Raw genomic sequence first — 19,816 nt, forward strand, 5'->3', positions numbered from 1 at the left:
GTCCGGGGTCAGCGTCTGCTGACTTCCTGCCATTTTTCTCCGGGATACAGGTTTACGCAGATGAGCAAGACTTCTCTCGATAAGAGCAAGATCAAGTTCCTTCTTCTCGAAGGCGTCCACCAATCGGCTGTCGACGTCCTCAAGGCGGCGGGCTACACCAGCATCGAGTACCTCACTGGTTCTCTGCCGGAAGCCCAACTGAAGGAAAAGATCGCTGATGCGCACTTCATCGGCATCCGCTCCCGCACGCAACTGACCGAAGAGATCTTCGATCACGCGAAGAAGCTCGTCGCTGTCGGTTGCTTCTGCATCGGCACCAACCAGGTCGACCTGAACGCGGCTCGCGAACGCGGGATCGCAGTGTTCAACGCACCGTACTCCAACACTCGCTCCGTAGCCGAGCTGGTGCTGGCCGAAGCGATTCTGTTGTTGCGTGGCATCCCCGAGAAGAACGCTTCCTGCCATCGTGGCGGCTGGATCAAGAGCGCGGCCAATTCCTTCGAAATCCGCGGTAAGAAGCTGGGCATCGTCGGTTACGGCTCGATCGGTACCCAACTGTCGGTACTGGCTGAAGGCCTGGGCATGCAAGTGTACTTCTATGACACCGTGACCAAGCTGCCACTGGGTAACGCGACCCAGGTCGGCAACCTGCACGACCTGCTGGGCATGTCCGACATCGTCACCCTGCACGTTCCGGAAACCGCTGCGACCCAGTGGATGATCGGCGAGAAGGAAATCCGCGCCATCAAGAAGGGCGGCATCCTGATCAACGCTGCGCGCGGCACCGTGGTCGAGCTGGACGCCCTGGCGGACGCGATCAAGGACAAACACCTGATCGGCGCAGCCATCGACGTGTTCCCGGTAGAACCCCGCTCCAACGACGAAGAGTTCGAAAGCCCGCTGCGTGGCCTGGACAACGTTATCCTGACCCCGCACATCGGTGGTTCCACCGCCGAGGCGCAGGCCAACATCGGTCTGGAAGTGGCTGAGAAGCTGGTCAAGTACAGCGATAACGGTACCTCGGTATCGTCGGTGAACTTCCCGGAAGTGGCCCTGCCGGCTCACCCTGGCAAGCATCGCCTGCTGCACATCCACGAGAACATTCCGGGCGTGATGAGCGAGATCAACAAGGTCTTCGCCGAAAACGGCATCAACATTTCCGGTCAGTTCCTGCAGACCAACGAGAAAGTCGGCTACGTAGTGATCGACGTCGACGCCGACTACTCGGAGATCGCCCAGGAGAAGCTGCAGCACATCAACGGCACCATTCGTTGCCGCGTATTGTTCTGACAGCGATGTTGAGCGACAAAAAAGGGAGCCTTCGGGCTCCCTTTTTCATGCCTGCGAAAAATTACTCTACAGTCACGGTGATCTTTTTCGACACGATCGGCGGATCGAACGGAATGTGGCCGCTGTCACCCAGCTCAAGCTGCAAGGTGTGCTTGCCTGGCGGCAGCTTGATGGTCGCTTCGGTCTGCGCCTTGCCGAAATGCATGTGGTTGGCGTCCGTCGGAATCGGCTGACCGGCGGCTGGGAGCTCTTTGACATCAATCAGCAGGTGGTGGTGACCGGTGTGTTTGGTCGTATCGCCAGCCGGGGCCAGGGAGATGTCCTTGACGCCAAACTTGACCTTGAATTCCTGTGGCACCTTGGCGCCGTCTTCGGGCGACACGATGAACGCTTCTGCTCCCTTGGGAGCCGGAGTGGCTGCCGTTGCCAGCATCGAAGCCCCCATCAACAGGCCAGCCAATGCTGCTCGTGACATAAAGGTTTTCATTCTCTTCTCCAGTTTTTACGTAAAATCTGCGCAGTCATGACAACTTCATGACCATTTGTTGTCGAAGGCACTCGACAACCATAGCAAAGCGAGCCGATCCAGAGCCTCGCAATAATGAATTCAAAGGAGTGACCATGCGTTTTTTGCCTGGCCTGATCTGCCTGCTACCCCTTTTGAGCCCACTGGCTCATGCCGAGTTGATTGACGACATCAACGACCGTGGCGAACTACGCATCGCTCTTGAGGCTAATACACCACCCTTCAATTTCAAGGACGACGGCAAGCTCGCCGGCTTTGAAGTCGAACTGGGCCAGCTGCTGGCCCAAGAGCTGGACGTGCGGGCCGACTTCGTCGTTGCCGATGCCAGTGAGCTGTTGCCTGGGGTTGAAATCGGCAAATACGACGTCGCCATCAACCACATAGCACTGACCCCGGATCTGAAGGATCGTTTCGACTTCACCGAACCTTACAGCTATGCCAAGGCGGATCTGATCGCGCAGAAAGAAGCGGAGCCGCGCTCCATACTGCTGGTGCAGAGCCTGGCGCAGGACAAACCCAAGGCGGCTGTGCCGGTGAAACTGGCCATTCCGTTCCAGAAGGGCAACCCGGCGTTTCATGCCAGCCTGGAGAATGCGCTGGGGCGGATCAAGGCGGACGGACGCCTGCAGGCACTGTCGCAGAAGTGGTTTGGTGCGGATACGAGTGTGGCGCCGAAGCCCTGAGCCGAGGCAGATGGATAACCCTGTGGGAGCGCGCTGCTCGCGATGAGGCCGGCATATCCAGCTAAAGTGTTGAGTGACAGGCCGCCAACGCGAGAAGGCTCGCTCCCAAAGGAAACGTGTTCGGGCGGTTAGTCTTGTGCGGTCAAAGCACGGGCCGCTTCCGGCAGTTGCAGCTCGCTGAAGACTTGCACCCCGTGGCGTCGCAGCAATGCCGCTGTGACGCCCTCACCGTTGACCTTCACACCGCTGAACGTCCCGTCATAAGTCAACAGATTCCCGCACGACGGGCTGTTGGCCTTCAGCACCGCAATCCGGATGCCGTGCTTTTGCACCAGTTCCAGGGCCTGACAAGCCCCCGACAGGAACTCGGCGCTGACATCCGCACCATCAGTGGTGATGACCGCCGCCCGCCCATCCAGCACTTCACCGCCCTGCCCGCCGGGGATTTCCGCAGCAGCCCGGGGAGTCGGCAAGCCGCCGGCCACCTCGGGGCACAAAGGCACGACCCGACCCTCACCGACCCATTGCTGCAACTGATCGAAAGGCCCACTGGCACCGCCGTCGTAGCGAACGCGGTGACCCAGCAGGCAGCGGCTTACCAGAATTTTCTGCATGGTCAGAAGGGCTCGTTGCCGCGACGCCGGAACCAGCCGGTCAACGACAGGCGATTTCGGCTGGCGGGCAGGACTTCGTGGGGCACCTCGCCGGACAGGAAGACCACCAGGCAGCCGCCGGTTGGCACGACGTCATGCTGCACGCCTTCGTCCAGGTACATGCGCAACTGGCCACCGTGCTCGGGTAGCCAGGCATCATTCAGGTAGACCACCGCCGACACCATGCGCCGGTCGTCGTCGCGAAAGCGGTCGACGTGCTTGAGGTAAAAGGCGCCTGGCGGGTACAGCGCGAAATGGCTTTCGAAATCCTCCAGACCGAGGAACAGGCCCCGATTCATCGCCTCGCGCAGGCTGTCCATCAGCTGTAGATAACTGTCACACGCCAGCGCCTGGCCGGGTTCGATCCACTGAATGCGGTCACCACGAATGCCCTCGCGAATCTCCGAAGTGGGCCCGCGACCCACGGCGGCAGGCGCCAATTCACCTTCGGCTGAACGTTTATGGCACTCAGCAGCCAGTTCCCGGGTCAGACCCAGAGGCAGGAAAATATTCTGCTGCGACCAGCCATGTGTGGCCAGGTCGTCGACGATACGTAACAGCAGCGGATGATCAGAGGGTATTTGCATGGCGCGCATAGTATTCCTGTGCCTGCAAATCCGACAGAGCCATGCAGCGGCTTGATACGAATTCTCGACAAGTCCGAATGCCACACGGAGAATAGTCGCCTGCTGACAGGAGTCCCTAATGCGTCGTTTGCTTTTCTCACTGTTGATGTTCTGCGTTTTACCCGCCTGGGCAGACGACCACGACCAGTTGTACAAGGTCGCCGGTTGGCCGGAACAACGCGCGCATTTTAACGATGCCTTGTCGGCGGCACAGCAGCGTTACCAGAACAGCCTGCCACCGGCAGTGTTCCAGGCATTGGTGAACAACAGCAATCAGCGTTTTGCGCCTCAAGCGGTCGATCAGCGGGCCGAGGCGCAACTGCGCAAGACCCTGGCCGATCCCAAGCCGGCATTGGCCTTTTTCCAGTCACCGCTGGGCAAAAAAATCGTCGCGGCGGAGTTGCTGGCAACCCGCCGCGATCAGCTGGCGAAGAATGCCAAGGGCTTGCCGAAAATCGAGGCCAGTGACACGCGCCTGCTGATCATCGGACATCTGGCCCAGGCCCTGCCTGCGCGCGAAGCGGGCGCCGAAGTCAGCCTGGCGATTGCCGGCGTCGCGGCGGACAGTCTGAGCTCCATGATCCCCGGCCTGCTGGGTGGCGGCCAGGCTCAGGGCATGTTGAATGGTCAGCGCCAGCGCCTGATGGACCAGATCGGCAGCGACCTGAACAACACCTTGCTGTACGTCTATCGCGACCTGTCGGATACCGAGCTGGAAGAGTTCGCGACCTTTGCCGAATCGACCGAAGGCAAGGCTTATTACCAGGCGGCTCTGGCGGCTATTCGGGCGGGGTTGGCGGTGGGGCAAACTAATCCTGGCGAATGATGTTCAGCGCCCGAGAGGGCCTCTTCGCGGGCAAGCCCGCTCCAACATGGACCACATTCGGCTGGATAACTCGGTCAACTGTGGAAGCGGGCTTGCCCGCGATGGGGCGATCACTGCCGCTACAAATTCCGCCCCTTGATCCGCTTGGTCAAGAACCCAAAATACTCCGCCCGCAAAGCCAGCGTCTCATTCGCCAGATGATGCCGCGCCTCAGGCAGCATCAATACCTGCGGCCGGTCGAATTTAGTCCGCAACACCCCAAGGTTATGCTGCCAGTCCACCGTCATGTCCGCCTGCCCTTGCACGATCAGCGGCCGACGCAAGCTGTGCGGCGCTGCCTCGATGCGCTTGACCCAACGGGCGAGCGCGCCTACCCAGGCGGTGGGCAGGCGCAGCGGTTGTAGCGGGTCGGCTTGCAGGAAGGGCAGGAAGTCCGGATCGTTGGAGTTTTCGCTGAAGCGCCGGGCGATACCTTTGACGAAGGGCCTGAGCAGGTGATAACTCAATTGTGACCAACCCCACGCCCGTGGTCGAACCAGTGGCGACAGCAAAATCACCTGGCCCTGGGCTGGGCTTTGCGCGCCCGCGTTGAGCACATGATCAATCACAATTGCACCCCCGGTGCTTTGCCCGCACAAGTGCCACGGCTGCGGCAGATCAATCGACTCCGCTTCGGCAAACAAGCCCTGCAGCGTGTCCTGGTACTCGCTGAAATCCCGAATGCTCGCCCGCTCGCCACTGGACAGGCCATGCCCCGGCAGGTCGCAGGCAATGACGGCGAAGCCCTGATCCAGCGCCCAGTCGATCACGTGCCGATACAACCCGGTGTGATCGTAGAAACCGTGAAACAGGAACAACGTCGCTTTCGCCCGCGCCGGCCACCAGAACTGACTGACCAGCTGATAACCACCCGCCTCGAATCGGCCCAGACCAGTGCGCAGTTCGCGCCCGGGAAAATCCAGGCCATAAAAGTGCCGATACGCCCGCGCTTGCTCCGACAACGGCTGGGCATCGGCCAATGGCCGCAGGCTGGCGCGCAAGTGATCGGGGGCGAAAGTGGCAGACATGAGCAATTTCCAGCAAGTGAAACGGACTTTATCGGCCTGCGATATTCATCTGTCCCGGCAAGCATGGCAAGCTAACCGACCTCCAAGGAAAGCATTCCATGCGCCCGGCCTACCGCACCACACTGCTCGCCAGCCTGCTCACCCTCGTGTGCGCCGTCGTACTGTGGGCGGCATACGACTGGTTTCAAGGTCGCTACCTGCGCGCATTCAGTGAACATACGGCAGTATTCTCCGGCGACCCCTTGCGTCTGCCGGACGACCTTGCAGGCCCCGGGGCCATTCGCCTGGTGCACTTCTGGGACCCTGCGTGCCCCTGCAATGTCGGCAACCAGCAGCATCTCAGTGAGCTGGTCGAGCGTTATGTTCCACAGGGCATCGAGTTCTACTCGGTGCAAAAACCCGGTAGTCACGGGCAGTTACCGAGCACCCTCGGCGGGCTGAAAAACATCAACGTGTTGCCTGGCTCCGAGCAGATCCCCGCCAGCCCCGCCGTGGCGATATGGGATCGAACCGGCAAACTGGCCTATTTTGGCCCCTACAGCGAAGGCCTGACGTGCAATTCCAGTAACAGCTTCATCGAACCGATCCTGCAGGCGCTGAACGAAGGCCGCGAGGTGAGCGCCACTCACACACTGGCGGTGGGGTGTTACTGCCCCTGGCCTGTCGCGGCAACGAAGTAGGGAAGATCCGGCAATACGAATCCCTCCTAAGGGCGATGGGCCGTCGCGGCAGGTCGTGTTAAACAGTGTCGCCAGGGAATTGCTGTCACTCATAACAAGAACAAGGAATCACCATGAAACGCCTCCTGACCGTTCTAGTCCTGCTGGTTGTGGTGCTCGCTGCCGGCGCTGGCTGGTATGTCTACAGCAAACAGCCGACGCGCAAGGGCATGGTTGAACTGCAACACCTGCAGGGTCCGGTCACGGTGCGCTACGACGAACGCGGGGTCCCGCATATCCGCGCCGAAAACGAACCCGACCTGTACCGCGCGCTGGGCTATGTGCACGCCCAGGACCGGCTGTTCCAGATGGAAGTGCTGCGTCGCCTCGCCCGGGGTGAACTGGCCGAAGTGCTGGGGCCCAAACTGCTCGATACCGACAAGCTGATGCGTAGCCTGCGCATCCGGGAGCGCGCTGAGACCTACTTCGCCAACCTGGATCAACAGTCGCCGGCGTTTATCGCCATGCAGGCGTATCTGGATGGCATCAATCAGTACCAGGACAGCCATGCGCGACCGGTCGAGTTCGACGTGCTGGGCATTCCCAAGCGCCCGTTTACCGCACAGGACACCATCAGTATCGCCGGCTACATGGCCTACAGTTTCGCCGCAGCGTTTCGTACCGAGCCCCTGCTGACCTACGTGCGTGATCAACTCGGTGCGAACTACCTCAATGTGTTCGATCTCGACTGGCAGCCCAAAGGCGTGCTGGCCAATCACCAGGGTGGCGCTGCCAGGCCCCTTGCCAGTGTCGACTGGAAGGACCTCAACGCCCTCGCCCGCCTGAGTGAACAGGCCCTGGCGGAACACGGCCTGCCGCAGTTCGAAGGCAGCAACGCCTGGGTCGTCGCCGGCAGCCGCACCAAGAGCGGCAAGCCGCTGCTGGCGGGTGACCCGCACATTCGCTTCTCGGCGCCGTCGGTATGGTATGAGGCGCAGCTCTCGGCACCCGGCTTTGACCTTTACGGTCACTATCAGGCGCTGATGCCGTTTGCGTCACTCGGCCTGAATCACGATTTCGGCTGGAGCATCACCATGTTCCAGAACGATGACCTGGACCTGATCGCCGAGAAGGTCAATCCGGACAACCCCAACCAGGTCTGGTATCGCGGCAAGTGGGTGGACATGACCTCCAGCGAGCAGCAGATAGCGGTTAAGGGTCAGACCCCAGTGACCCTGGTACTGCGCCAGTCGCCCCATGGGCCGATCGTCAACGATGCGCTGGGCGCGAATGTGGGCAAGACCCCGATCGCCATGTGGTGGGGCTTCCTCGAAAGCCCGAACCCGATTCTCGAAGGCTTCTACCAGCTCAACCGCGCCGACACCCTGGCCAAGGCGCGCAGTGCCGCAGCCAAGGTCCAGGCGCCCGGCCTGAACATCGTCTGGGCCAATGCCAAGGGCGACATTGGCTGGTGGGCGGCAGCGCAGCTACCCAGGCGCCCCGCGGGCGTGCGGGGTGGCTTTATTCTCGATGGCAGCACTGCCGAGGCGGAGAAGGACGGCTTCTACCCGTTCAGCGCCAACCCTCAGGAAGAAAATCCGCCGCGGGGCTATATCGTGTCGGCCAACTTCCAGCCGGTATCGCCAACCGGCATGGACATCCCCGGGTACTACAACCTGGCGGATCGTGGCCAGCAGCTCAATCGCCAGCTCGGCGACAAAGCCGTCAAGTGGGACCTGGAAGCCAGCCAGAAGCTGCAACTGGGCACCACCACCGGCTACGGGCCACGCTTGCTCGCCCCGTTGTTGCCGGTGTTACGCGAAGTGGTGAGCGATCCTGCCGAACTGCGGTTGGTGGAGCAATTGGCCCAGTGGCAAGGTGATTACCCGCTGGACTCCACCAATGCCACGCTGTTCAACCAGTTCCTGTTCAACCTGACTGACGCGACCATGCATGACGAGCTGGGCGATGGGTTTTTCGACACCCTATTGTCGACCCGGGTGATCGATGCCGCACTGCCGCGCCTGGCCGCCAGCGCTGATTCACCGTGGTGGGACAACCGCGACACCCTGGTGAAGGAAACCCGCGCCGACACGGTCAAGGTGGCATGGCAAGCGAGCCTGGTGCACCTTCGGAACACGCTTGGCGCAGACTTCGCGCAGTGGCAGTGGGGCAAGGCGCATACCCTGACCCATGGTCATCCGGTAGGGCAGCAAAAACCGCTGGACCAGGTCTTCAACGTCGGCCCGTTCCCCGCGCCGGGCACTCATGAAGTCCCCAACAACCTGTCGGCGAAGATCGGCCCGGCGCCCTGGCCTGTCACCTATGGCCCGTCGACCCGGCGCCTGATCGACTTCGCCGACCCGGCCCACAGCCTGACCGTCAACCCGGTCGGTCAGAGCGGCGTGCCCTTTAACAGCCACTATGAAGACCAGGCCGAGGCGTATATCGAAGGGGTCTATTTCCAGGCTTACCTCAATGAGGAGGAAGTGGCGGCGAATACGCGCAGTACTTTGAAGTTGGTGCCAGTGGCTCAGTAGATTTGTGTTGCCTGGGCTTGCCCGCGATGGGGCCCGCATGGACACCCCAGACCTGCGCCTCACACCACCACCGCAAAATTCAGCCTGAACTGCTGGGGCGTTACCCCCAGCCGCCGGTTGAACACACTGCGCATGTGCTGTGCATCGCGAAAACCACACTGATACGCCACTGTCTTCAGTGGTGCACGGGTGCTCTCCAGCAACACCCGCGCCGCATCCACCCTAGCCCTTTCGACGAACTCCGCCGGGGTGATCTTCGCTTCCCGGGCGAACACCCGGGAAAAATTACGGGCGCTCATGTTGGCGGCGTTGGCCAGGTCGGCGATGGTCAGGTCCCCGGTGAGGTTGGCCAGCACATGGAGCTGCACCAGCGCCACCGCCGAGGTCGGTTCGGCATGGGGCGTGAGGAATGGACTGAACTGCGACTGCCCGCCCGAGCGCTGGGTGAACACCACCAGGCGCTTCGCCACGCTCAAGGCGACTTCCGGGCCGTGATCCTGGGCCAGCAGGAACAGCGACAGATCAATCCCTGCAGTCACCCCCGCCGAGGTGTATAGCGCGCCATCCTGCACGTACAGCCGGTCGGCTTCGACACGCGTACCAGGACATAAAGCGGCCAGCGCCGCCGCATCGCCCCAGTGGGTGGTCACCGTTTTGCCTTCCAGCAACCCGGCTCGGGCAAGCATGAATGCGCCATTGCAGATCGAGCCGAACCGTCGCGCCCGAGCGCTGGCGTCGCGCAGCCAGGCATCAAAAGTTGCGCCGAAATTCATGTACGGCAACTGCGGGCCTCCGGCCACCAGAAGCAGGTCATAGTCATCCAGCGCTTCGCAGTAATGCCGATGGGCATTGACTGCCAAACCGTTGGAACAGGCCATCACCCCATGCTCGACACCAATCACTTCCAGGCAATAGTGGTCGGCCGGTGCCAGGAAACGATTGGCCTCGGAAAACACATCCATGGGCCCGGTGACGTCCAGGGACTGAACGCCGGCAAAGACCACAATGGCAACGGTTTTACTCATGACAGACTTGCCCCCATTCAATGCCCCCAGCAGGAGTGAGCTTGCTCGCAATGGACTTAATGGCGCCATTTCGTCCAGGCAGCCCTCTTCATCGTTCAGCTCCATCGCGAGCAAGCTCGCGCCTACAGGAACTTAGCCAATCGCGGCGCAACAAGCGAGGCTGGCGCGATATGCACGTTCATTGGCAAGGATCGCAGCCATGGCTCGATTGTCCGCTGTGTGGTGCAGGAACAGACTTGTTCCATCAGCGCCACCAAGGCGTTCCCCACGAGGAAAGCACCCATGAGCAGCCACATCGCCGGCATCCAGATCCCCGACAGCGCCCTGGCCAGGGCCACCACCGAATACATTCGCGACGTCGAGTCAGACCTGCTTTATCACCATTCTCGCCGGGTGTTCCTGTTCGGCGCACTTAGCGGCGAACGCCAGCAGTTGGCCTACGACCCCGAACTGCTTTACGTCGGCGCGATGTTTCATGACCTGGGCCTGGTGGAAGGCCACCGCTCTGCCGATGAGCGTTTCGAGGTCGACAGTGCGAACGCCGCCAAAGCCTTCCTCAAGCCCTATGGCTTAAGCGACGACGACATCGAACAGGTGTGGTTATCGATTGCCTTGCACACCACGCCGGGAGTGCCGCAACACCTTCGCCCCAACGTGGCCCTGGTAACAGCAGGGGTCGAGATGGATGTGCTGGGCATCGATTACGCGACGTTTTCCACCGTGCAGCGCGAGGCGGTGGTGCATGCGCATCCACGGGGTGAAGGGTTCAAGGAGTGCATCCTGTGTGCCTTTGCCAACGGCTTCAAGGACAAGCCAGGCACCACCTTCGGCACGGTGAATGCGGATGTGCTGGTGGACAGTGAGCCAGGTTTCAAGCCGATGAACTTTGTCGAGATCATCCGCAAGTCCCCGTGGATTTCCTGACCGCTGAAAAACCTGTGGAAGACTTCATGCTGCTGGGCTGCGGCACCTGGACTCCGCACCCGGCGAACAGCCCTTGCGGGCGTGAGCCTGCTCGCGATTGCGGACTGACATTCAACATCTTCGTTGAACGTTAAACCCTCATCGCGAGCAGGCTCGCTCCCACAGGTGTTCGAGCCTACAGACTCAAACGGCTTGCGGTGCCTGCGCACGACGCACGTCCGGTTGCTTCCATGAGTCGGCAGCGCTTTCCTCAATGGCCTGCTGGATCGCTTTCTTGCGCGACTCTTCCGCACGCCGGCTGAAGAACCACACCAGGAAGGTCACCAGCGACACCGCCAGCAGAATCAAACTGGCCACGGCGTTGATCTCAGGCTTCACGCCCAGGCGCACGGCCGAGAACACTTCCATCGGCAAGGTCGTAGACCCCGGCCCGGAAACGAAACTCGCCAACACCAGGTCATCCAGGGACAACGCGAAGGACATCATGCCCCCCGCTGCCAGCGATGGCGCGATCATCGGGATGGTGATCAGGAAGAACACCTTCCACGGCCGTGCGCCAAGGTCCATGGCGGCCTCTTCGATGGACAGGTCCAGCTCACGCAAACGCGCCGACACGACCACCGCCACATACGCGGCACAGAACGTCGTGTGAGCGATCCAGATGGTGACGATGCCACGCTCCTGGGGCCAGCCGATCATCTGCGCCATTGCCACGAACAGCAGCAACAACGACAGACCGGTAATCACCTCGGGCATCACCAGCGGCGCGGTGACCAGGCCACCGAACAACGTGCGCCCCTTGAAGTGGGTGATCCGGGTCAACACGAAGGCCGCCAGTGTACCCAGCGCTACCGCCGCAACCGCCGTGTAGCAGGCGATCTCCAGCGAGCGCAGCACCGAGCCCATCAGTTGGGTGTTGTCCATCAGGCCGACGTACCACTTGATCGACCAGCCACCCCATACCGTCACCAGTTTGGAGGCGTTGAACGAGTAGATCACCAGGATCAGCATCGGCGCATAGATGAACAGCAGTCCTACTACCAGCATGAAACTCGAGAAACGGAAGCGCTTCATTCCTTGCCCTCCATCTCTTTGGCCTGGCTACGGTTGAACAGGATGATCGGCACGATCAGGATCGCCAGCATCACCACCGCCAGGGCAGACGCCACCGGCCAGTCACGGTTGTTGAAGAATTCCTGCCACAGCACTTTACCGATCATCAGGGTTTCCGGACCGCCGAGCAGTTCCGGGATGACGAACTCACCCACGACCGGAATGAACACCAGCATGCAGCCAGCGACGATGCCGTTCTTGGACAATGGAATGGTGATTTTCCAGAAGCTGTTGAACGTGCTCGAGCCCAGGTCGGAGGCCGCCTCCAGCAGGCTGTTGTCATGCTTCACCAAGTTGGCGTAAAGCGGCAGGATCATGAACGGCAGGTAGGAATAAACCACGCCGATATACACCGCCAGGTTGGTGTTGAGGATTTGCAGCGGTTCGTTGATCCAGCCCATGGTCATCAGGAAGCCGTTGAGCAGGCCGTTGTTGCTGAGGATGCCCATCCACGCATACACGCGGATCAGGATCGCGGTCCAGGTCGGCATCATGATCAGCAGCACCAGCACCGTCTGCATCTCTTTGCGGGCACTGGCGATGGCGTAGGCCATCGGATAGCCGATCAGCAGGCAGAGGACCGTGCTGATCAGCGCCATCTTCAACGAGCCAAGATACGCGGCGATGTACAGCTCGTCGTCGCCCAGCATCGCGTAGTTGCCCAGGTTCAACAGCACCTGGAGCTTCTGGTCGATGAAGCTGTAGATCTCGGTGTACGGCGGAATGGCCACGTCGGCTTCGGCGAAGCTGATCTTCAATACGATGAAGAACGGCAACATGAAGAACAGGAACAGCCAGATGAACGGAACCCCGATGACCAGCTGGCGGCCACCGGGAATTATTCGATTGAGGCGGCGTTTGAATTTGCGCATGTTCATGAGCGGAGTACCACGCCGCTATCGTCTTCCCACCACACATAGACCTGGTCGCCCCAGGTCGGACGCTGGCCACGACGTTCGGCGTTGGCCACGAATGACTGCACCAGCTTGCCGCTTGGCAGCTCGACGTAGAACACCGAATGGCCGCCCAGGTAGGCGATGTCGTGGACCTTGCCGCTGGACCAGTTGTATTCGCACGTCGGCATGTCGGCGGTAACCAGCAGTTTTTCCGGACGGATCGCGTAGGTGACCGACTTGTCCTGCACCGAGGTGCTGATGCCGTGGCCCACGTAGATTTTGCGGTCCAGGTCCTTGCAGGTAATGATCGCGTGGCCTTCGGCGTCGTCGATGACTTCGCCTTCGAAGATGTTCACGTTACCGATGAATTCACAGACCAGGCGGCTGGTCGGGGTTTCGTAGATGTCGATCGGGCTGCCGATCTGGGCGATCCAGCCCAGGTGCATGATCGCGATGCGCTCGGCCATGGTCATGGCCTCTTCCTGGTCGTGGGTCACCATGACGCAGGTTACACCGACTCGTTCGATGATCTCGACCAGCTCCAGCTGCATCTGCGAGCGCAGTTTCTTGTCCAGTGCGCCCATTGGCTCATCGAGCAACAACAGCTTTGGCCGCTTGGCCAGGGAGCGCGCCAGTGCCACACGCTGACGCTGGCCGCCAGACAGTTGATGCGGCTTGCGCTTGGCGTACTGGCTCATCTGCACCAGCTTGAGCATTTCGGCTACGCGGGCGTCGACTTCGGCCGCGGGAATCTTGTCCTGCTTGAGGCCGAAGGCAATGTTCTGCGCCACGGTCATGTGCGGGAACAAGGCGTAGGACTGGAACATCATGTTGATCGGCCGCTCGTACGGCGGCATATCGGTAATGTCCACACCGTCGAGGAAAATGCGCCCCTCCGTAGGCCGTTCGAAACCCGCAAGCATGCGCAGCAACGTGGACTTGCCCGATCCCGAACCGCCGAGCAGGGCGAAAATCTCGCCTTTCTTGATTTCCAGGGACACATCGTCCACGGCAATCGTCTCGTCGAACTTCTTCGTGACCCGGTCGATTTTGACCAGCACCTGTTTAGGTGTCTGGTCGCCCTCGAGGGCTTTCTTGTAGGCGCCGGAGGCAACTGCCATTTACGAAACTCCCAAAAAAACAGAGTGCAGTTCGCTCAAGGTGAGCCAACCTTGGATAGTTTTGAAGCTATTTACCCGACTTGACCTTGGTCCAGCTGCGGGTCATCAAACGTTGAATATTGGGTGGCAGCTCGATGGACACGTAGGTCTTGTCGAGGACTGCCTGCGGTGGATAAACCGCTTCGTCGGTGCGAATGGACTGCTCCATCAGTTTGTCCGACCCAGGGTTAGGGTTGGCGTAGCCGACGTAATCACTGACCTGGGCGATGACCTCAGGTTTCAGCAAATAGTTAATGAAGGCGTGGGCTTCCTTGACGTTGCTCGAGTCCTTTGGAATCGCCAGCATGTCAAACCACAGCGCGCCACCTTCCTTGGGAATCGAGTAGGCGATGTTCACGCCCTTCTTCGCTTCTTCAGCGCGGTTTTTCGCCTGGAACATGTCGCCGGAGAAACCGATAGCCACGCAGATGTCGCCGTTGGCCAGGTCCGAGATGTACTTGGAGGAGTGGAAGTAAGTCACGTAAGGCCGCACCGCCAGCAACTTGGCCTCAGCCTTCTTGTAGTCCTGCGGGTTGGTACTGTTGGCATCCAGGCCCATGTAGTTGAGCACTGTCGGCATCATTTCGTCAGCCGAATCGAGGAAGGCGACACCACAGCTGTGAAGCTTCTTGATGTTCTCCGGCTCGAACAGCACGGCCCAGGAATCGATCTTGTCGACACCCAGTACCGCCTTGACCTTATCGACGTTGTAACCGATGCCGTTAGTGCCCCACAGGTACGGCACGGCATAGAGGTTGCCCGGATCGTTCTGCTCCAGGCGCTTGAGCAGCACCGGGTCGAGGTTCGAATAGTTGGGCAGCTTCGACTTGTCGAGTTTCTGGAATGCGCCCGCCTTGATCTGCTTGCCCAGGAAGTGGTTGGACGGCACGACGACGTCGTAACCGGTGCGCCCGGCCAGCAACTTGCCTTCCAGGGTTTCGTTGGAGTCAAAGACGTCATACACCGGCTTGATGCCGGTCTCTTTCTGGAAGTCTTCCAGGGTGGTCTGACCGATGTAGTCCGACCAGTTATAAATATGCACCGTACCGGCGGCCTGGGCACCGACAGCAACTGTCAGTCCGGCAGCCATCAACAGGGCATTGCGAAACAAAGAAGAAATAGGCAAGTGGAGGTCCTCTGAAATTAGTTGGGCCCAAGTTGCCCCGCGCTGCATGACAGCCCTCGACTGCCCGACAACAAACCGGCGCGCAACTTACCCTCGAAAAACCGTTCCAGCAAAACTTTTATGCATATAGCCCTGTAGGAGCGAGCTCGCTCGCGATGGTCGCCAACGATAACTCGGGATGCCTGGCACCCAACGGTGCTCCAGCGTTCTTCGCGAGCGAGCTCGCTCCTGCAGGTTTATTTATTTACCCGATTTGATCTTGGTCCAGCTGCGGGTCAGGATTCGCTGGGTAGCGGCCGGCAAGTCGGCAATCGCGTACAGCTTGGCCAGAACGTCGGCTGGTGGATAAACGCCCGGGTCGCTGGTGATGTCTTTATCAACCAGCGGTGTTGCCGCAGCGTTACCGTTCGGGAAGCGCACGGCGTTGGTAATCTCTGCCATGATTTCCGGCTTCATCAGGAAGGTCATGAACTTGTAGGCGCCTTCAACGTTTTCGGCATCTTTCGGGATGGCGACCATGTCGTAGAAGCTGCCAGCACCTTCTTTCGGAATGTTGTAGCTGACCTTCACCTTGTCACCGGCTTCAGCCGCACGGGACTTGGCCTGGTAGATGTCGCCCGAGTAACCGATGGCCACACAGATGTTGCCGTTGGCGAGGTCGGAGATGTACTTGGACGAATGGAAGTAGCCGATCGAAGGACGGACTTTCAGGAACAGTGCTTCAGCTTCAGCCAGTTGTTTCTTGTCCTGGCTGTCGGTCGGATAGCCCAGGTAGTGCAGCGCCACCGGAATCATCTCGGTTGGCGAATCGAGGACACTGATGCCGCATGATTTCAGCTTGGCAGCATTTTCAGGCTTGAAGATCAGGTCCCAGGAATTGGTTGGTGCATCGGCGCCCAGTGCTGCCTTGACCTTTTCGTCGTTGAAGCCGATACCGATCGAACCCCACATGTACGGGAATGCATGTTCGTTACCCGGATCGCTCACCGATACCGCTTTGAGCAGGTCGGTATTGAGGTTTTTCCACAACGGCAGTTTGGACTTGTCGAGTTTCTGGTAAACGCCAGCCTTGATCTGCTTGGCCAGGAAGTTGTTCGACGGCACGACGATGTCGTAGCCGGACTTGCCTGCCAGCAACTTCGCCTCCAGCGTTTCGTTGCTGTCGAATACGTCGTAGACCACCTTGATGCCCGACTCGGCTTCGAACTTCTTGACGGTGTCCGGTGCGATGTAATCAGACCAGTTGTAGACGTGCAGAACCTTGTCGTCCGCCTGAACTGCGCCTGCCATCATGCCCATCAGGGACATGGCCAGGAGGGTCTTGCCAGCTATCTTCATACCTAATGCCTTCATGGGTAATGCTCCAATTTTTCTCTTTAACCACGTGCTCAGCGGCCTTTGCCGGGCATCTGAAACAACCGGTAGTCTGGCAAGATCCGAGGCAGGCTTTCAAGGAAAGACCCATCCTTTGTTTGCCCTGAGCGAAATGCAAACCTTGCACCCCGCTCAGAGCCTAGCACTTACGCTTGCAGCGCACTCAGTGTCAGGTCCAGGCACTTGCGAGCCTTGGTCACCAGCTCATCGATTTCCGCCTTGGTGATCACCAGTGGCGGAGCAATGATCATGGTGTCGCCGACGGCGCGCATGATCAGGCCGTTATCGAAGCAGAAGGTGCGGCAAATCATGCCGACGCCTTTACCTTCGTAACGCTTGCGAGTGGCCTTGTCCTGGACCAGTTCGATCGCCCCCAGCAGCCCTACCCCACGTACTTCGCCCACCAGTGGGTGATCGTTCAGTTCCCGCAGGCGACTTTGCAAATACGGTGCCGTTTCTGCGTGGACGTGCTCGATGATTTTTTCATCACGTATGATGCGGATGTTTTCCAGCGCCACCGCAGCCGCCACCGGGTGACCGGAATAGGTGAAACCGTGGTTGAAGTCGCCGCCTTCGTTGAGCACTGCCACCACTTCGTCGCGCACGATCAGGCCGCCCATTGGGATGTAGCCGGAGGTGAGGCCTTTGGCGATGGTCATCATGTCGGGCTTGAGGTCGTAGAAATCGGAACCAAACCACTCGCCGGTGCGACCGAAACCGCAGATCACTTCGTCCGCCACGAACAGGATGTCGTACTTGGCGAGGATTTCCTTGATGCGCGGCCAGTAGGTCTCAGGCGGAATGATCACGCCACCGGCACCCTGGATCGGCTCGGCAATAAAGGCACCGACGTTATCAACGCCGATTTCCAGAATTTTTTCTTCCAGCTGGTTGGCAGCCCACACGCCAAACTCTTCAGGCGTCATGTCGCCGCCTTCGGCGAACCAGTACGGCTGGGCAATGTGAACGATGCCTGGAATCGGCAGGTCGCCCTGTTCGTGCATATAAGTCATGCCACCCAGGCTCGCGCCGGCCACAGTGGAACCGTGATAGCCGTTCTTGCGGCTGATGATGACTTTCTTGTTCGGCTGGCCCTTGATCGCCCAGTAGTGGCGCACCATCCGCAGCATGGTGTCATTGCCTTCGGAACCGGAGCCGGTGAAGAACACGTGGTTCATGCCTTCCGGCGCGATATCGGCAATGGCCTTGGCCAGTTCCAGTACGGGAGGGTGAGCAGTCTGGAAGAACAGGTTGTAGTACGGCAGCTCGCGCATCTGCTTGCTGGCTGCGTCAGCCAGTTCGTCGCGACCGTAACCGATGGCCACACACCACAGGCCGGCCATGCCGTCGAGGATCTTGTTGCCTTCGCTGTCCCACAGGTAGACACCCTTGGCGCTGGTGATGATGCGCGGGCCTTTTTCCTTCAACTGCTTGAAGTCACTGAACGGTGCCAGGTGATGGTCGTTGCTCAGTGCTTGCCACTCACGGGTTTGCGGATTGTTACTAGTCATGCGAATTCTCCTAAGTTTGCAGTGAGGGCGCGGTTATTTCCTACCGCGCCGCAGCGCATCAGACGGCGAAGAGCAGGAATTCCCGCTCCCATGAACTGATCACGCGCTTGAAGTTTTCATGCTCGGCCCGCTTGACCGCGACGTAGCCAGTGATGAATTTCTTGCCCAGGTACTTCTCGACGGTCGCGCTGTTTTCCATGCGCTCCAACGCGTCCTCGATGGTCAGTGGCAGGCGCAGGTTGCGGCGTTCATAACCACGTCCCACCACCGGCGCACTTGGGTTCAAGCCTTCGACCATGCCGATGTAGCCGCAGAGCAGGCTCGCGGCGATCGCCAGGTAAGGGTTGGCATCGGCACCCGGCAGGCGGTTTTCCACTCGACGGTTCTGTGGCCCGGCATCCGGCACCCGCAAGCCCACCGTGCGGTTTTCTTCGCCCCACTCCACGTTTACCGGCGCCGAGGTATCCGGCAGGAAGCGGCGGAACGAGTTGACGTTCGGTGCGAACAGCGGCAGCAGCTCGGGGATCAGCTTCTGCAGCCCGCCGATGTGGTGCAGGAACAGCTGGCTCATGGTCCCGTCTTCATTAGAGAAGACATTCTTGCCGGTCTCGATGTCGATAATGCTCTGGTGCAAGTGCATCGCGCTGCCCGGCTCACCGGTCATGGGCTTGGCCATAAAGGTGGCAGCCACATCATGCTTGAGGGCCGCTTCGCGCATGGTGCGCTTGAAGATCAGGATCTGGTCGGCCAGGGACAGGGCATCGCCGTGACGGAAGTTGATTTCCATCTGCGCCGTACCGTCTTCGTGGATCAGCGTGTCGAGGTCCAGCTCCTGCAGTTCGCACCAGTCATAGACGTCTTCGAACAGCGGGTCGAACTCGTTCGCCGCCTCGATGGAAAACGACTGACGACCGATTTCCGGACGACCGGAACGGCCAATTGGCGGTTGCAACGGGTAGTCCGGGTCGTCACTGCGCTTGGTCAGGTAAAACTCCATTTCCGGCGCCACGATCGGCTGCCAGCCTTTGTCGGCATAGAGTTTCAGCACTTTCTTGAGCACGTTGCGCGGCGACAGCTCAATCGGGTTGCCTTGCTTGTCATAGGTATCGTGGATCACCTGGGCGGTGGGCTCCACGGACCACGGCACCAGGTACACCGCGTTCTGGTCGGGACGGCAGATCATGTCGATGTCGGCCGGGTCGAGCAGTTCGTAATAGATGTCGTCTTCGACATAGTCGCCAGTCACGGTCTGTAACAGAACGCTTTCGGGCAGGCGCATGCCTTTTTCCGCAATGAATTTGTTGGTCGGCGAAATCTTGCCCCGGGTGATACCGGTCAGATCGGCGATCATGCATTCGACTTCTGTGATCTTGTGGTCTTTCAACCAATCGGTGAGCTGGTCGAGGTTGTGACTCATAAATGCCTCTTAGGCTGAGTTTCCGGACTCTGATAAGTCAGGCGTTGTTTGACGCATCGGCGTCGTGTGGTACAGATTGCCCTTGCAATTGCCGGGCACATGAATGCTCGCCTCGAAAGAAGCGTGGGGCAACAGGTGTATGGGTGATGCGTGCAGAATTATCGGCAGTCTGCGCTACGAAGTACGGGCCGCTGGAGTGAAACGGTTCTATATTGGATGCAGAGCCGGTAAAGAGAATGCCATCCAGACCGTCCAGAATATCGGACGCTGCCAGCTGATCGGTCTGCCGTGAGCAGCCGGTGACGCCGATGAACGGCAGGCGAGACATGAAACACCCCGGTATTATTGCTGTTATGGGTTTGATTCGAGCTTAGCCTTGTTCATTTTTTTACACAACACC

20 protein-coding genes are annotated in these 19,816 nt (G+C 59.8%); 7 read left to right on the forward strand and 13 right to left on the reverse strand.

Features of this window, described 5'->3' with window-relative positions:
• The first annotated feature begins 60 nt into the window (after window positions 1-60).
• Window positions 61-1,290 (forward strand): phosphoglycerate dehydrogenase, encoded by a 1,230-nt coding sequence (serA, locus tag IMW75_RS15640; protein ID WP_122841096.1) that lies wholly within the window; start codon window positions 61-63, stop codon window positions 1,288-1,290.
• Between the two features lie 61 nt (window positions 1,291-1,351).
• On the opposite strand, the gene IMW75_RS15645 is transcribed toward serA, so the two are convergent.
• Complete coding sequence (locus IMW75_RS15645; RefSeq protein WP_045059767.1) at window positions 1,352-1,777, reverse strand: DUF4399 domain-containing protein; 426 nt, start codon at window positions 1,775-1,777, stop codon at window positions 1,352-1,354.
• Window positions 1,778-1,911: 134 nt separating this feature from the next.
• On the opposite strand from IMW75_RS15645, the gene IMW75_RS15650 reads away from it, so the two are divergent.
• On the forward strand, window positions 1,912-2,499 hold the full coding sequence (locus IMW75_RS15650) for a transporter substrate-binding domain-containing protein (RefSeq protein ID WP_205893132.1): 588 nt from the start codon (window positions 1,912-1,914) through the stop codon (window positions 2,497-2,499).
• Window positions 2,500-2,627: 128 nt separating this feature from the next.
• Here IMW75_RS15650 and IMW75_RS15655 read toward each other — a convergent pair whose 3' ends face one another.
• Together IMW75_RS15655 and IMW75_RS15660 are read right to left on the reverse strand one after the other, a co-directional pair.
• Entirely contained in the window at window positions 2,628-3,113 is a 486-nt protein-coding gene (locus IMW75_RS15655; protein ID WP_045059765.1) for a 2-thiouracil desulfurase family protein, read from the reverse strand.
• A 2-nt stretch (window positions 3,114-3,115) separates the two neighbouring features.
• Window positions 3,116-3,748, reverse strand: coding sequence for a 2OG-Fe(II) oxygenase (locus IMW75_RS15660; RefSeq protein WP_045059764.1), 633 nt, complete (start codon window positions 3,746-3,748; stop codon window positions 3,116-3,118).
• A gap of 109 nt (window positions 3,749-3,857) precedes the next feature.
• Here IMW75_RS15660 and IMW75_RS15665 point away from each other — a divergent pair, with 109 nt between their 5' ends.
• Window positions 3,858-4,604 (forward strand): DUF2059 domain-containing protein, encoded by a 747-nt coding sequence (locus tag IMW75_RS15665; protein WP_045059763.1) that lies wholly within the window; start codon window positions 3,858-3,860, stop codon window positions 4,602-4,604.
• A 119-nt stretch (window positions 4,605-4,723) separates the two neighbouring features.
• Here IMW75_RS15665 and bipL read toward each other — a convergent pair whose 3' ends face one another.
• The gene (gene bipL / locus IMW75_RS15670) at window positions 4,724-5,671 is read right to left on the reverse strand and encodes a phospholipase BipL (protein WP_205893133.1); all 948 of its coding nucleotides are present in this window, start codon (window positions 5,669-5,671) and stop codon (window positions 4,724-4,726) included.
• Window positions 5,672-5,769: 98 nt separating this feature from the next.
• Here bipL and IMW75_RS15675 point away from each other — a divergent pair, with 98 nt between their 5' ends.
• Together IMW75_RS15675 and IMW75_RS15680 are read left to right on the forward strand one after the other, a co-directional pair.
• Window positions 5,770-6,351: a DUF6436 domain-containing protein gene (locus tag IMW75_RS15675; RefSeq protein WP_045059761.1), complete on the forward strand. Its 582-nt coding sequence runs from the start codon at window positions 5,770-5,772 to the stop codon at window positions 6,349-6,351.
• Window positions 6,352-6,464: 113 nt separating this feature from the next.
• Window positions 6,465-8,870 (forward strand): penicillin acylase family protein, encoded by a 2,406-nt coding sequence (locus IMW75_RS15680; RefSeq protein WP_205893134.1) that lies wholly within the window; start codon window positions 6,465-6,467, stop codon window positions 8,868-8,870.
• Between the two features lie 59 nt (window positions 8,871-8,929).
• Here the strand turns inward: IMW75_RS15680 and IMW75_RS15685 are convergent, their stop codons facing one another.
• Window positions 8,930-9,895 carry a GlxA family transcriptional regulator gene (locus IMW75_RS15685; RefSeq protein WP_205893135.1) on the reverse strand — a complete coding sequence of 322 codons (966 nt, stop codon included), beginning with the start codon at window positions 9,893-9,895 and terminating at the stop codon, window positions 8,930-8,932.
• Window positions 9,896-10,177: 282 nt separating this feature from the next.
• On the opposite strand from IMW75_RS15685, the gene IMW75_RS15690 reads away from it, so the two are divergent.
• Together IMW75_RS15690 and IMW75_RS15695 are read left to right on the forward strand one after the other, a co-directional pair.
• Window positions 10,178-10,819 carry an HD domain-containing protein gene (locus IMW75_RS15690; protein ID WP_045059759.1) on the forward strand — a complete coding sequence of 214 codons (642 nt, stop codon included), beginning with the start codon at window positions 10,178-10,180 and terminating at the stop codon, window positions 10,817-10,819.
• Window positions 10,807-10,953 (forward strand): hypothetical protein, encoded by a 147-nt coding sequence (locus tag IMW75_RS15695; RefSeq protein ID WP_160298063.1) that lies wholly within the window; start codon window positions 10,807-10,809, stop codon window positions 10,951-10,953. The genes IMW75_RS15690 and IMW75_RS15695 overlap by 13 nt, the downstream gene beginning before the upstream one ends.
• Window positions 10,954-11,002: 49 nt before the next feature.
• On the opposite strand, the gene IMW75_RS15700 is transcribed toward IMW75_RS15695, so the two are convergent.
• The 8 genes from IMW75_RS15700 to IMW75_RS15735 form a co-directional block, all read right to left on the reverse strand.
• Entirely contained in the window at window positions 11,003-11,893 is an 891-nt protein-coding gene (locus IMW75_RS15700; RefSeq protein ID WP_205893136.1) for an ABC transporter permease subunit, read from the reverse strand.
• On the reverse strand, window positions 11,890-12,771 hold the full coding sequence (locus IMW75_RS15705; RefSeq protein ID WP_240889004.1) for an ABC transporter permease subunit: 882 nt from the start codon (window positions 12,769-12,771) through the stop codon (window positions 11,890-11,892). Before IMW75_RS15705 ends, IMW75_RS15700 begins: the two co-directional genes overlap by 4 nt.
• Window positions 12,772-12,806: 35 nt before the next feature.
• Window positions 12,807-13,949 (reverse strand): ABC transporter ATP-binding protein, encoded by a 1,143-nt coding sequence (locus IMW75_RS15710; protein WP_045059756.1) that lies wholly within the window; start codon window positions 13,947-13,949, stop codon window positions 12,807-12,809.
• 67 nt (window positions 13,950-14,016) lie between these two features.
• Window positions 14,017-15,114, reverse strand: coding sequence for a polyamine ABC transporter substrate-binding protein (locus IMW75_RS15715; protein WP_045059755.1), 1,098 nt, complete (start codon window positions 15,112-15,114; stop codon window positions 14,017-14,019).
• A gap of 240 nt (window positions 15,115-15,354) precedes the next feature.
• Window positions 15,355-16,452 (reverse strand): polyamine ABC transporter substrate-binding protein, encoded by a 1,098-nt coding sequence (locus IMW75_RS15720; RefSeq protein ID WP_045059754.1) that lies wholly within the window; start codon window positions 16,450-16,452, stop codon window positions 15,355-15,357.
• Window positions 16,453-16,634: 182 nt separating this feature from the next.
• Complete coding sequence (locus tag IMW75_RS15725) at window positions 16,635-17,999, reverse strand: aspartate aminotransferase family protein (RefSeq protein ID WP_045059753.1); 1,365 nt, start codon at window positions 17,997-17,999, stop codon at window positions 16,635-16,637.
• A gap of 58 nt (window positions 18,000-18,057) precedes the next feature.
• Window positions 18,058-19,416: a glutamine synthetase family protein gene (locus IMW75_RS15730; RefSeq protein WP_045059752.1), complete on the reverse strand. Its 1,359-nt coding sequence runs from the start codon at window positions 19,414-19,416 to the stop codon at window positions 18,058-18,060.
• Window positions 19,417-19,453: 37 nt separating this feature from the next.
• Entirely contained in the window at window positions 19,454-19,744 is a 291-nt protein-coding gene (locus tag IMW75_RS15735; protein WP_082069181.1) for a hypothetical protein, read from the reverse strand.
• Window positions 19,745-19,816: the final 72 nt, after the last annotated feature.

This window comes from Pseudomonas gregormendelii (assembly GCF_017114825.1).
Lineage (GTDB): Bacteria > Pseudomonadota > Gammaproteobacteria > Pseudomonadales > Pseudomonadaceae > Aquipseudomonas > Aquipseudomonas gregormendelii.

Coding starts and splice junctions, on each gene's coding strand:
- serA (WP_122841096.1), top strand. CDS start 61: ATGAGCAAGACTTCTCTCGATAAGAGCAAGATCAAGTTCCTTCTTCTC.
- IMW75_RS15645 (WP_045059767.1), bottom strand. CDS start 1,777: ATGAAAACCTTTATGTCACGAGCAGCATTGGCTGGCCTGTTGATGGGG.
- IMW75_RS15650 (WP_205893132.1), top strand. CDS start 1,912: ATGCGTTTTTTGCCTGGCCTGATCTGCCTGCTACCCCTTTTGAGCCCA.
- IMW75_RS15655 (WP_045059765.1), bottom strand. CDS start 3,113: ATGCAGAAAATTCTGGTAAGCCGCTGCCTGCTGGGTCACCGCGTTCGC.
- IMW75_RS15660 (WP_045059764.1), bottom strand. CDS start 3,748: ATGCGCGCCATGCAAATACCCTCTGATCATCCGCTGCTGTTACGTATC.
- IMW75_RS15665 (WP_045059763.1), top strand. CDS start 3,858: ATGCGTCGTTTGCTTTTCTCACTGTTGATGTTCTGCGTTTTACCCGCC.
- bipL (WP_205893133.1), bottom strand. CDS start 5,671: ATGTCTGCCACTTTCGCCCCCGATCACTTGCGCGCCAGCCTGCGGCCA.
- IMW75_RS15675 (WP_045059761.1), top strand. CDS start 5,770: ATGCGCCCGGCCTACCGCACCACACTGCTCGCCAGCCTGCTCACCCTC.
- IMW75_RS15680 (WP_205893134.1), top strand. CDS start 6,465: ATGAAACGCCTCCTGACCGTTCTAGTCCTGCTGGTTGTGGTGCTCGCT.
- IMW75_RS15685 (WP_205893135.1), bottom strand. CDS start 9,895: ATGAGTAAAACCGTTGCCATTGTGGTCTTTGCCGGCGTTCAGTCCCTG.
- IMW75_RS15690 (WP_045059759.1), top strand. CDS start 10,178: ATGAGCAGCCACATCGCCGGCATCCAGATCCCCGACAGCGCCCTGGCC.
- IMW75_RS15700 (WP_205893136.1), bottom strand. CDS start 11,893: ATGAAGCGCTTCCGTTTCTCGAGTTTCATGCTGGTAGTAGGACTGCTG.
- IMW75_RS15710 (WP_045059756.1), bottom strand. CDS start 13,949: ATGGCAGTTGCCTCCGGCGCCTACAAGAAAGCCCTCGAGGGCGACCAG.
- IMW75_RS15720 (WP_045059754.1), bottom strand. CDS start 16,452: ATGAAGATAGCTGGCAAGACCCTCCTGGCCATGTCCCTGATGGGCATG.
- IMW75_RS15725 (WP_045059753.1), bottom strand. CDS start 17,999: ATGACTAGTAACAATCCGCAAACCCGTGAGTGGCAAGCACTGAGCAAC.
- IMW75_RS15730 (WP_045059752.1), bottom strand. CDS start 19,416: ATGAGTCACAACCTCGACCAGCTCACCGATTGGTTGAAAGACCACAAG.
- IMW75_RS15735 (WP_082069181.1), bottom strand. CDS start 19,744: ATGTCTCGCCTGCCGTTCATCGGCGTCACCGGCTGCTCACGGCAGACC.